The sequence below is a fragment of the Gemmatimonadota bacterium genome, assembly GCA_016714015.1.
GTDB lineage: Bacteria > Gemmatimonadota > Gemmatimonadetes > Gemmatimonadales > Gemmatimonadaceae > Pseudogemmatithrix.
Map to the genome: position 1 here is coordinate 503,622 of JADJNZ010000004.1, position 11,354 is coordinate 514,975.

Below are 11,354 nucleotides of genomic sequence, written 5' to 3' on the forward strand. Positions count from 1 at the left end.
CCGGTCGCCCCATCAGTGACAAGGGAACCCGATGGCGAAGCCTGACACCTCGCGGATCGATACGCTCGAAGCCATCATGGCCGAGAAGCGCAAGCACGAGAGCTACCTCGCGAAGCTCGAGGATCGGCGCGCGAGCACGCCCGCGCACGTCTTCAATCGGCTGCGCGACGAGTACCTGACCAAGCTGACGGACCTTCAGGTCCGCGCGTCGATGGAGGCGGAGTCGCTCAGCGAGGGACTCAAGGCCGACGAGGCCGCGGTCGCCGAGATCGAGGCCAAGCTCGCGCTCGTGACGGAGGAGCGGATCGAGGGTGAGTTGCGCGCGGAGGTCGGGGAGTACGACCCCGCGGACTGGGGCAAGAAGCTCGCGACGCTCAACGAGAGCATCGCGAAGATCGAGAGGGAACGGGAGACCAAGGTCGCGGCGTTCGAGCGGACGCGGTCGTTGCTGACCGAGGCTCGCGGCGCTGCGGCGCCTGCCGAGGTGCCGGTCCCCGCGGTCGCGGCGGCGGCTTCCCCCGCGCCCGAACCGATCCCTGAAGTCGCGCCGGTGCAGGCACCGCGCGTATCCTTTCCCACGCCGCGGGGCATTGCGGAGGCGCCGTCCGCGCCGCCGCCGCCCGTCCGCCAGACCCCGATTGGTCAACCGGTCGCCACGGCTCCCGCCGCGCCGCCCGCCGCGCCGGTTCCCGCGGCCACGCCGATCGCTCCCCGATCGTCGACGCCGTCGCCTGCCGCGCCCGCGGTGCCGCCGGTCGCTGCTCCGGAACCGGTCGCCGCCCCTGCCGCGATCGTGCCGCCGCCGGCGCCCGCGCCGATGTCGGGTGGTCCGTCATTCGACGAACTGGCGTTCCTGAACTCCGTCGTCGGTCGCGCCTCCACGCCGGTGAAGGCGGATGATCCGGCCCCGGTGACCGCGCCGCGCCCGAGCGGCGCCTCACGCGCCATGCCGACCCCGACCCCGGCCGCCCCCCCGGTGACGCCGCCCGCCCGTTCGACGTCGACCACCCGGCCCGCGCCGGATGGCGACGAGACCTCATCGGGCCCGCTCGGCCGCCCCACGCCTCGCACGTCGCAGGCCATCAAGACGCTCAAGTGCCAGGAGTGCGGCACGCTGAACTATCCGACCGAGTGGTATTGCGAGCGTTGCGGCGGGGAGCTGGCGGCGCTATAGCCGCGCGGGCTCCCGGCGCCTGCCTACTGCCGTCCGAACTCGGACCTCTGGAAATGCAAAAGGCCGCGCCCGGCAGGGCGCGGCCTTTTGCGTTGACCGGCTACTTCGCCTTGGCGAGCTTCGACTTCTGGCGGGCCGCGGCGTTGCGATGGATCAGCCCCTTCCGCGCGGCGCGGTCGAGCAGCTGCGTCGCCTTGAGCTTCTCGGCGGGGGACGACGCCCCCTCCTTCGCGGTCTTCAGCGCGGTCCGGAGCGCAGCGCGCTGCGACCGGTTGCGCGCGGTCGCCGTCTTGGTCTTGCGCATGTTCTTCTTCGCGGACGCGATTCTCGGCACTGACTGATTCTCCTAAGGGTGGTCCCGGGCGCCCTGCGAACGCATGCGGCACCCGTAGCACGGGAAGCCTAGGGAGGGAAGGGGCGTAAGTCAAGTGAGCGCCGTGCTTTGACTCCCGCGCGCACGGGGTCTACTTTACGGCCCGACTGCCCGTGACGGGCCTCACTTCCAGCCGCGCCGCGCTTGCCCCCTGTTCGCCGCCTCCCCCTGTCGCCCGGCGTGGTCCTCGTGACCGCGGTCGAGCCCCAGCCGACCGACGCCGCGTTCGTCGTCGACATCGCCGGATTCAACGGCCCGCTCGACCTCCTCCTCGCGCTCATCCGCGATGAGCAGGTCGACATCTACGACATCCCCGTCGCGCGCATCTGCGAGCAGTTCCTTGCGCGCATGGGGGAACTGAAGCTCAACGAGGCGGCCGAGTACCTCGAGATGGCCGCGCGCCTCATCCGGATCAAGGCGCAGATGCTGCTGCCGCGGAAGGAAGGCGTGGAAGGCTGGGAGGATCCGCGTGCCGAACTCGTGCGTCGGCTCCTCGAGTACCAGCAGATGCGCGAGGTCGTGGACGTCCTCGAGAAGCTCGGTGAGGACCGTCGCAATCGCTTCGGCCGCTCCTTCCTCCAGCAGGCGGCCGCCCCGCCGCCGGCACCCCTCGCGCTGGCCCTCACGGATCTGCTCGTCGCTGTCGATCGCGTGCTGCGCGCGTCCCGCAAGCCGACGGTCCACGAGGTCATCCCGCGCGCGCTCGACGTCGACGGTGCCATGACCACCGTCCGCGCGGTGCTCCAGTTGCGCGCCAACGCCCGCTGGCGTGATGTCGTCCGCACCGATGCCGAACCCTGGGAGGTCCTCTCGGGCCTCCTCGCCCTGCTCGAGCTCGCGAAGCGCAGCGAGCTCCACCTGACCCAATTGCGTCCGTTCGCGGACGTGGAGATCCGCCGTGAACTCGCTGGCGAAGCTGCTTGAGGCCGCGCTCTTCGCGAGCCCTCGTCCCATCCCGACCGAGGAGCTCGCGGCGCTCGACCCGGAGTCCTCACCCGCCGCGGTGCAGTCCGCGCTCGACGAACTCCGGGAGCACTACGACGTCGACGGGCACGGCGTGGCCCTCGTCGACATGGGTGGCGGGTGGCAGATCCTGACGCGCCCCGAGTACACGGAAGCGATCGAGCGCGCCCAGATGGCGGCGCGGCCGCAGCGACTCTCAGCGGCCGCCCTCGAGACGCTCGCGATCATCGCGTATCGGCAGCCGATCGGTCGCGCCGAGGTCGCCGAGATCCGCGGCGTCGACGTGGGAGCGGTCATCAAGTCGCTCCACGAACGCGGGCTCATCGATGTCGTGGGTCGCGCCGAAGGGCTCGGCCGGCCGCTGCTCTACGGGACGACGGGATCGTTCCTCGAGCAGTTCGGATTGCGCCATCTCGAGGAGCTGCCGCGCGTCGACGAGCTCGCGATCGCGCTTCGGAAGCCGGGGTACGAGGAACCGGCGCCGGCCGCGGTCGAGCCGCCCGCGGAGGCGTCCATCGTGGAAGTGCTGGTCGAGGCGGTCGTGGAGGCTGAGGCCGCGGGGGCCGAGTGACCGACGAGGCGATGCGGATCCATCGGGCGCTCGCCCGCGCCGGGATCGCGTCGCGGCGCAAGGCGGAAGAGCTCGTCGCGGCGGGACGCGTCCGGGTGAACGGCGCCGTCGCGCGCACCGGGCAGAGCGTGGAGCCGGGCAAGGATGTCATCACGGTGGACGGAAAGACGGTGCGCATGCCCGCGTCCGCGAAGTGGTACGTCCTCCACAAGCCGGCCGGGGTAATAACCACACGCTCCGACCCGGAAGGCCGCCAGACGGTCTTCGACTTCGTGCCGCCCGATCCGGGGCTCACGTACGTGGGGCGACTCGACTACATGACGGAGGGCGTCCTGCTGCTCACGACGGATGGCGATGCCGCGCACCTGCTCACGCACCCGAGCACCGGGGTGGAGCGCCGCTACGTCGCGACGGTCCGCGGTTCGGTGAAGGCGGCGGCGGCGGAGATCCGCGCCGGCGTCGAGCTCGAGGACGGCCTCGTCGTCCCCGAGGAGGTCTCGGTCGAGCCCTCGGAGACGCCGCGTGCGTTCGATCTCCTGCTCACGATCCGCGAAGGTCGCACGCGCGAGGTGCGTCGGCTCTGCGAGGCGGTCGGGCTCGAGGTGCTCCGCCTCGTGCGCACCTCCTTCGGTCCCGTCCAGCTCGGCGCGCTCGCGTCGGGCGCGTCCCGTTCGCTCACGCCCCGCGAGCGCGACCTGCTCCTCGCCTTGACCCACTCCGAGACCCGCTGATGACGACGTCGCGTCTCCCGCAGGACATCCTCGACCAGGTCTCCCAGCGCGTCGTCGGCCAGCAGGCGATGGTCGAACGCCTCCTCATCGCGCTCTTCACCGGCGGGCACGTCCTCCTCGAGGGCGTCCCCGGCCTCGCCAAGACGCTCACCGTCCGGACCCTCGCCGAGACGGTGCGCACGAGCTTCAGCCGCATCCAGTTCACGCCGGACCTGCTCCCCGCCGACGTCATCGGCACGCAGGTGTTCGACCAGGCGACCGCGACCTTCTCCGTGAAGCGCGGGCCGATCTTCGCGAACATCGTCCTTGCCGACGAGATCAACCGAGCGCCGGCGAAGGTGCAGGCCGCGCTCCTCGAGGCGATGCAGGAGAAGCAGGTCACGATCGGCGGCACCAGCTTCCCGCTCGTCGAGCCGTTCCTCGTGCTCGCGACGCAGAACCCGATCGAGCAGGAGGGGACCTATCCGCTCCCCGAGGCGCAGGTCGACCGCTTCATGCTCAAGCTCCGTGTCGGCTACCCGACCCGGGACGAGGAGCGCGAGATCATGAAGCGCATGGCGGGTGGCGAGGCGATCGACGTGAAGGCGGTCGCCGGCCCGGAGGAACTCATGGCGGCGCGCAAGCAGATCGCGGCGCTCTTCCTCGACCCGCGACTCGGCGACTACATCGTCGATTTGATCCACGCGACGCGCGCGCCCAAGGACGCGGGCCTCGCCGATCTCGTGCCGCTCGTCGAGTACGGCGCCAGTCCGCGCGCGACGATCGCGCTCGCGCAGGCGGCGCGCGCGCACGCCTTCCTCCGCGGGCGCGACTTCGTCTCGCCCGATGACGTGAAGGCGATGGCCCCCGACGTGCTGCGCCATCGCGTGCTCCTCTCGTTCGAGGCCGAGGCCGAGAACGTCTCGAGCGACGAGGTCATCGCGCGGATCCTCGCCGCCGTTCCCGCCCCGTGAGCCCCGGCGCCGCCGCCCCCGAGCGGGCGGAGCGGCGCGGCGGCCGCGCGGTCCCCGCCGACATCCTCCGGCAGGTGAAACGCATCGAGCTGCGCACGCGCGGCCTCGTCAATTCGCGCTTCACCGGCGAGTACCACTCCGTCTTCAAGGGGATGGGGATGGAGTTCGCCGAGGTGCGCGAGTACCAGGCGGGCGACGAGGTGCGCACGATCGACTGGAACGTGTCGGCCCGGATGCGGCGGCTCTTCGTCAAGCGCTACGTCGAGGAGCGCGAGCTGACGGTGTTGCTCATCGTCGACTGCTCGGGCTCGTCGCGGGGCGGGGCGGGGGCGCGGGACAAGCAGGCCGTCGCCGCGGAACTCGCGGCGGTGCTCGCGTTGAGCGCGACGCGCAACAACGACCGCGTGGGGTTGCTCATGCACACCGACCGGGTCGAGCATGTCGTGCCGCCCAAGAAGGGGCGACGTCACGCGCTCCGCCTCGTGCGCGATTGCCTCGCCTGGCCGTCAACGTCGCGCGGGACCGATCTCGGGGCGGCGATGGACTACGCCGCACGGCTGCTCTCGCATCGCGGGATCGTCTTCGTGCTCTCGGACTTCGTCAGCCCCGCGCTCGACAAGCCGCTCACGCGCCTCTCGCAGCGGCATGATGTGGTCGCCGTGGTCCTCGACGATCCCGCCGAGCGGACGCTCCCCGACGCGGGGGTCGCCCGGCTCCGCGACGCGGAGACGGGACGGCTGGTGGAGGTCGACACGAGCGACCGGCGTGTGCGCGCCCGCTACGCCGCCCTCGTGCGCAAGGAGCAGGAGGAGCGACAGGCCCTGCTCCGTCGGCTCGCGGTGGATGAGGTGCTCGTGCCGCTCGAGGCCGGGTACGTCGAGCCGTTGCTCCGCTTCTTCCGCACGCGCGAGACGCGCGCCCGCCGCCGGTGACGATCGGCGTCCGCTGCCGCTCCGGGATCGCGGGGCTCGCCTTGGTCGCGGCGGCCGTGGCGCCCGTGCGCCTCGTGGCGCAGGTCACTGCGCGCGTGACACCGGACTCGGTCGGGGTCGGGCAGCCCATCACCGTTGAGCTCCGGGTGCGGGTCCCGGCGGGCGCCGAGATCCGTTTCCCGGCACTCCCCGATTCGAACGAGGTCGTGGAACCGCTCGATCCGCGCGCGATCCGCGATGCCTCGACTTCGTCCGTGCTCGACCGGACCGCGGTCTACCGGCTCATCGCGTGGGATACCGGGCAGCGCGTGGTGCGCTTCGGCGACATCACCGTCCTCCGCGACGGCGCCGAGGTGCGGTATCCGGTGCGGCTCCCTGCGTTGCGCGTCTTCTCGGTCCTCCCGGCGGACAGCGCCCAGCGTGTCGCCCGTCCGCCGCGGGACCTCTTCGTGCTCGGTGGCGGGTGGTGGCGACAGGTGATCGCGCTCGTGGTCATCGCGACGCTCGGTTGGGCCGGCTGGCGCGCGTGGCGTCGGCACCGTCTCGCGCGCCGCGCCGAGGGCCCCGACGCGTCCGCTGTCGCGCACGAGGCGTTCACCCACGCGGCCCGGCTCGGGCTCCTTGAAGCGGGCGAGCACGGACGGTTCGCGCTCACGCACATCGACGTGATGCGCCGCTACCTCGCTGCGCGATTCCCGCAGGCCGACCCGTCGCGCACCGCGCGCGAGGTCGCGGACGCGCTGCGCGGTGCGGAGTTCCCGATCCTGCCGGAGCGCGTGGCCGAACTGCTGCTGCGGAGTGAACCGATCGCCTTCGCGCGCGCGCCTGTCAGCGCCGACGAGGCGAAGGGCATCGCGATCGAGGCGCGCGCGATCGTGGCGGACGTCGAGACCGCGTGGCGCGCGCGCCGGGCGAGCGAAGGGAAGATCCGTCGGAGGCCGCTGCGATGAACTGGCGCGCGCTCGACTTCACGACGCCGTGGGCCTTCGCGGCACTCGCACCGGTGCTGCTGTGGCTCGTCTGGCGTCGGCGGCGTCGTCCTCCCGCGTTGCTCCACGCGCGGGCTGAACTGCTCGCCGCCGGTCCGCGGCGCGGCCAGTGGGCCGCGCGCCTCGCGATCGCGCTCCGCCTGCTCGGGCTCGTCGCGGCCGTCACCGCGCTCGCGCGGCCGCGGACCGGCGCGCGCGCCGAGACGGTCCGCGCCGATGGCATCAGCATCGTACTCGCGCTCGACGTCTCGACGTCCATGCTCGCGGAGGACTTCCAGCCGGACAATCGGCTCGCGGTCGCCAAGCAGACCATCAAGGAGTTCATCCTCGGGCGCACGCAGGACCAGGTCGCCGTGGTCGCCTTCGCCGGGGAGGCGCTGACGCAGGTCCCGCTCACCCTCGACTACCCGGTCCTCCTCGCGGCGGTCGACAACATCCAGCCGGGACAGCTCGAGGACGGCACGGCGATCGGTACCGGGCTCATCACGTCCACGAATCGCCTGCGCGATGCCGCCGGGCGGTCGCGCGTCGTCGTGCTGCTCACCGACGGCGAGAACAACCGCGGCACGATCGACCCGCGGACCGCCGCGCAGGCAGCGGCGGCGCTCGGCGTGCGCGTGTACACCATCGGCGTCGGCACCGAGGGTGTCGCCCCGGTGCCGGTCGGGCGCGGCGTCTTCGGCCTCCGCTACGAGAACCGGCCGGTGCGGATCGACGAGGCGCTGCTCGAGGACATCGCGAAGCAGACCGGGGGCCGCTACTTTCGGGCCCGCGATGCGCAGGCATTGAAGCGGATCTACGACCAGATCGACCAGCTCGAGCGGGCGCCGATACGCTCCACGCGCTACGTGCGGTTCACCGAGCTCTACTCGTGGCCGCTCGCGCTCGCCGCTTTTGCACTCCTTGGCGAGTTGCTGCTCCTCTGGCGTCGAGGACCGCTGCCATGATGCGGGTCGTCGATCATCCCTGGATGCTCGTCGCCGCGCTGGGGGCCGCGCTGTTCGCGCTCCTCGCCGTCCTCGCCGGATTCCGCCGGCGACAGGCGCGGCTGGCGAGGTTCGGTTCGCCAGAAGCGCTCGAGCGGCTCGGACCGCCCGGCCTCGGCCGGGTGCCTCGTGCGCGCGCGGCGCGCCTCGCGACGGCCATCGCGCTGCTCGGCGTCGGGCTCGCCGCGCCGCGATGGGGGCAGGGGAGTGCCATCGTCGACACGGAGGGCCTCGACGTCGCGATCGCGATGGATGTCTCGCTCTCGATGCTCGCCGAGGACGAGCGGCCGAGCCGGCTCGAGCGGATGAAGCAGGAGGTCCGCCGCTTCCGCGCGAGCGCACCCGGCGACCGCGTCGCGATCCTCGCCTTCGCCGGACGGAGCTACATCCTCTCGCCGCTCACGAGCGATGACGGCGCCCTCGAGCTCTTCCTCGAGAACCTCGACCCGACCATCGTCGGCCAGCCGGGGAGCGCCATCGCCCCGCCGCTGCGTCAAGGGCTCGACCTGCTCTCCGTGAGCCAGGGCGGCGCCGACCGGGCACTCGTGGTGATGAGCGACGGCGAGGCCTTCGACGACAAGCCTGCCGCCCTCGCGCTCGCGCGCACCGCCAAGGAGAAGGAGATCCACCTCGTCACGGTCGGCTTCGGCACGCCCGGGGGCGGCCCCATCCCGCTCCTCGAGTCGGGCGGCACGGAGGTCAAGCGAGACGAGCAGGGCGAGATCGTCATCACGCGCTACGACGAGACCTTCCTGCGGGAACTCGCCGAGGCCGCCGACGGCGAGTTCGTGCCCGCCGACGCGAGTGACAAGGGAATGCGCGTGCGTCGCGCCCTCGCGGAACTCGAGTCGGAGCGCCGCGAAGAGGAGCAGCGCCTCGCACGTCCGCTCCAGTACCAGTGGTTCGTCGGGCTCGCCATCCTGTTGCTCCTCCTCGATGCCTGGCTCGCCGACGGCGGGCGCGTTCGACGGTTCGGCGTGACGGCGACGTTCGCGCTCTTCTTGCTCCCCGCGCCCATCGAGGCCCAGGGCGACCGGCTGCGCGAGGCGATCCGCGAGCACCAAGCCGGGCGCCTGCCAGGCGCCATCCGCGCCTACCGCGACGTCGTCGCGAGCGGCGACCGACGCCCCATCGTGCTGTACGACCTCGGCACGGCGTTGCTGGCCGCCGATTCGATCGACGCGGCGATCGACGCGTTGGAGCGTGCGACCTTCACGCCCAGCCCCGAGTTGCGCTCGCGCGCGCTGTACAACCTCGGCACGGCCTATCTGAAGCGCGGCACGCACACCGACGGGGAGCAGCGGACGGCGGCCCTCCGCAACGCCCGGCGCGCACTGCGCACCGTGCTCCTCGAGCGACCGGGCGACGCTGACGCGCAGTGGAACTACGAGCTCGCTTTGCGCGCACCGCAACAGCAGGGCGGCGGCGGTGGGGGCGGCCCGCAGCCGCCGCAACAGCAGTCGCAGCAACCGAGGCCGGAGCCGCAGGGACAGATGTCCCGCCAGCAGGCAGAGGCGTTGCTCGACGCCGCGGCGCGAGAGGAGCGCGAGACGCAGTCGCGTCGCCAGCGCGGCAGCCGCAACCAGCGGGCGAACGGGGAGAAGGACTGGTGAGCCGTCCCGGTCGTGCGCTGCTCATCGCCCAACGTGCCGCGACCGTCGCGGCGTGGGCGTTCGCGGCGTCCGTCACTGCGGCGCCGGTCGTTGCCGCGCAGGACGGCGTCGGCTTCCGCGCGTCGATCGGTCCCGATACGGTCTATGTCGGCCAGCAGGCGCTGTACTCACTGACCGTGAGCCTCCCCGCCGAGGTGCGCCAGCGCCTGCGCCGCAATCCCGTGTTCGTGCCGCCCGAAGCGCGCGCCATGCTCGCGTACGAGTTGCCGATGTCGAAGGGCGACCCGACGCGGGAAGGCAGCGAGGTCCATGTCTTCCGGCGCGCGCTCTTCCCGCTCACGCCCGGCCGCTACCAGATCGCGCCGTCGCAACTCACCTACGCGCTGCCGCAGAGTCCGAGCTTCTTCAGTCGCGAGGAGGAGCGCACCCTGCGATCGGAGTCGGTGACGCTCGTCGCGATCGATCCGCCGCTCGTCGGTCGGCCGAGTGCGTGGCTCGGCGCCGTCGGGCGGTGGCGGGTGACCGCACGGACCGACGCACGCGAGGGGCGCGTCGGCGACCCGCTCGTACTCACGCTGCGCGTGGAGGGGATCGGCAATGCGACGCTGCTGCCGCGCCCGGCTCTCGCGGTGACCTGGGCCGACGTCGTCGCGGAGGACGAACGGGTCACGCTCGACACGACGCCAAATGCGCTCGGGGGGTCGAAGGAGTTCTCGTGGCTCCTGACGCCGCGGACGGCCGGTGCGCGCGAGGTGCCGGCCGTCGAGTTCGTCTTCTTCGATCCGGGGACGCGCCGATACGAGGTCGCGCGCACCGTCCCCATCGCGCTGCGCGTTCGGGAAGGTGACTACGTGAGCATCACGCGCGCGGCAGGCGCGACCGGGCGAGACTCGGCGCTCGCCCTGCGCCCGGCGCTCGAAGGCCCGCGTCCGCTCACGCTGCCGCGCCTGGCGCTCTGGGGATGGCTCGCGCTCGCGGCTCCGCTCCCGTGGGCCTTCCTCGCGTTCCGACGTCGGCGACCCAAGCCGGTCCGCCCGCTCACGGCGGCCGAACGCCTCGCACGCCCGGGGAGCGCGGAGCAAGGGGCGCTGCGCACGCTCTTCGAGGCGGCACTGCGCGACCGGACCGGCGTCCGGTTGGACCGTGAGACCGCCCCCGGCGCGCTCAGCGCGGCGTTGCGGCGTGAAGGGGTCACCGCGGAGACGGCGAAGGACGCCGAGTACCTGCGTGATGCGCTCGATCAGGCCTCGTACGCGCGCGGGGCCCGGCCCGCGGATCACCGTGACCGCGTGCGGGCGCTGCTCGATCGCGTGGCGAAGGAGGCGCGGGCGAAGGGCGCACTGCTGCTGCTCGCCGGCGCGCTCATGCTCGGGGCGCGGCTCACAGCACAGGGCGCGAATGAGGCGCTCGCCGCGTTCAGCGAGGGCCAGACCGCGTATCTCGGTCGGGACTTCGCGCGTGCCCGGGATGCGTTCCTTCGCGCCTCGCGGGCGGCGCCCCGCGATCCCGCCGCGTGGGCGAACCTCGGCACCGCCGCCTGGCAGGCGGGGGATACGGCGAGCGCGGTCCTCGGCTGGCAACGCGCGTTGCGACTCGACCCCATGGCCGCCGACCTGCGGCCGCGACTCGCGCGGGCCCGCGCGCCGCAGGATCGCGGTGCCGCCCTGGTGCTCCCGGTGCCGCCGCTCCCGATGGCCGCACTCGCGCTCGTGCTCTGGTGCGCCGCTTGGGGCGTGCTCGCGCTACGGGCGCGGCGTGGGCCGGCGGGAGCACACTGGCTCCTCCTCATCCCCTCGGTCGCGCTTATCGCGGTCGCCGCCGTCCTGGAGGGCCGGCTCCGTGCCGACGATCTCCTCGTCGTCGCGACCGCGACACCGCTGCGCGCCCTCCCCGCGCTTGGCGCGGAGCCGGGGGCGGTCCCGCTCGTCGGCGAAGTGGTCACCGTGCGCGAGCGCCGCGGCGTGTGGGTTCGCATCTCGCTCGAGGCGGGCCGCGAAGGCTGGTATCCCGTCGAGCGCACCTATCCGTTGCAACGCGATTGACCGCCCGCATCCGCCCCGGGAGATTGC

General features: G+C 72.7%; 11 protein-coding genes. 10 read left to right on the forward strand and 1 reads right to left on the reverse strand.

The window, feature by feature from the left end; translation table 11 throughout:
• The first annotated feature begins 31 nt into the window (after positions 1-31).
• Positions 32-1,174: a hypothetical protein gene (locus IPJ78_09425; protein MBK7906774.1), complete on the forward strand. Its 1,143-nt coding sequence runs from the start codon at positions 32-34 to the stop codon at positions 1,172-1,174.
• 100 nt (positions 1,175-1,274) lie between these two features.
• On the opposite strand, the gene IPJ78_09430 is transcribed toward IPJ78_09425, so the two are convergent.
• Positions 1,275-1,508, reverse strand: coding sequence for a 30S ribosomal protein S20 (locus IPJ78_09430; protein ID MBK7906775.1), 234 nt, complete (start codon positions 1,506-1,508; stop codon positions 1,275-1,277).
• Positions 1,509-1,727: 219 nt separating this feature from the next.
• Here IPJ78_09430 and IPJ78_09435 point away from each other — a divergent pair, with 219 nt between their 5' ends.
• The 9 genes from IPJ78_09435 to IPJ78_09475 are packed head-to-tail and all read left to right on the forward strand — an operon-like array spanning position 1,728 to position 11,327.
• Positions 1,728-2,471, forward strand: a complete 744-nt coding sequence (locus tag IPJ78_09435; GenBank protein ID MBK7906776.1) for a segregation/condensation protein A — start codon at positions 1,728-1,730, stop codon at positions 2,469-2,471.
• On the forward strand, positions 2,446-3,081 hold the full coding sequence (scpB, locus tag IPJ78_09440; protein ID MBK7906777.1) for an SMC-Scp complex subunit ScpB: 636 nt from the start codon (positions 2,446-2,448) through the stop codon (positions 3,079-3,081). The genes IPJ78_09435 and scpB overlap by 26 nt, the downstream gene beginning before the upstream one ends.
• Positions 3,082-3,092: 11 nt before the next feature.
• Positions 3,093-3,812 carry an rRNA pseudouridine synthase gene (locus tag IPJ78_09445; protein MBK7906778.1) on the forward strand — a complete coding sequence of 240 codons (720 nt, stop codon included), beginning with the start codon at positions 3,093-3,095 and terminating at the stop codon, positions 3,810-3,812.
• Positions 3,812-4,765 (forward strand): AAA family ATPase, encoded by a 954-nt coding sequence (locus IPJ78_09450; protein MBK7906779.1) that lies wholly within the window; start codon positions 3,812-3,814, stop codon positions 4,763-4,765. Before IPJ78_09445 ends, IPJ78_09450 begins: the two co-directional genes overlap by 1 nt.
• On the forward strand, positions 4,762-5,697 hold the full coding sequence (locus tag IPJ78_09455) for a DUF58 domain-containing protein (GenBank protein ID MBK7906780.1): 936 nt from the start codon (positions 4,762-4,764) through the stop codon (positions 5,695-5,697). Before IPJ78_09450 ends, IPJ78_09455 begins: the two co-directional genes overlap by 4 nt.
• A complete protein-coding gene (locus tag IPJ78_09460; protein ID MBK7906781.1) occupies positions 5,694-6,647 on the forward strand; it encodes a hypothetical protein in 954 nt (317 codons plus the stop codon). Before IPJ78_09455 ends, IPJ78_09460 begins: the two co-directional genes overlap by 4 nt.
• On the forward strand, positions 6,644-7,633 hold the full coding sequence (locus IPJ78_09465; GenBank protein MBK7906782.1) for a VWA domain-containing protein: 990 nt from the start codon (positions 6,644-6,646) through the stop codon (positions 7,631-7,633). The genes IPJ78_09460 and IPJ78_09465 overlap by 4 nt, the downstream gene beginning before the upstream one ends.
• The gene (locus tag IPJ78_09470) at positions 7,630-9,285 is read left to right on the forward strand and encodes a VWA domain-containing protein (protein MBK7906783.1); all 1,656 of its coding nucleotides are present in this window, start codon (positions 7,630-7,632) and stop codon (positions 9,283-9,285) included. The genes IPJ78_09465 and IPJ78_09470 overlap by 4 nt, the downstream gene beginning before the upstream one ends.
• Positions 9,282-11,327: a BatD family protein gene (locus IPJ78_09475; protein ID MBK7906784.1), complete on the forward strand. Its 2,046-nt coding sequence runs from the start codon at positions 9,282-9,284 to the stop codon at positions 11,325-11,327. Before IPJ78_09470 ends, IPJ78_09475 begins: the two co-directional genes overlap by 4 nt.
• The last annotated feature ends 27 nt before the right edge of the window (positions 11,328-11,354 follow it).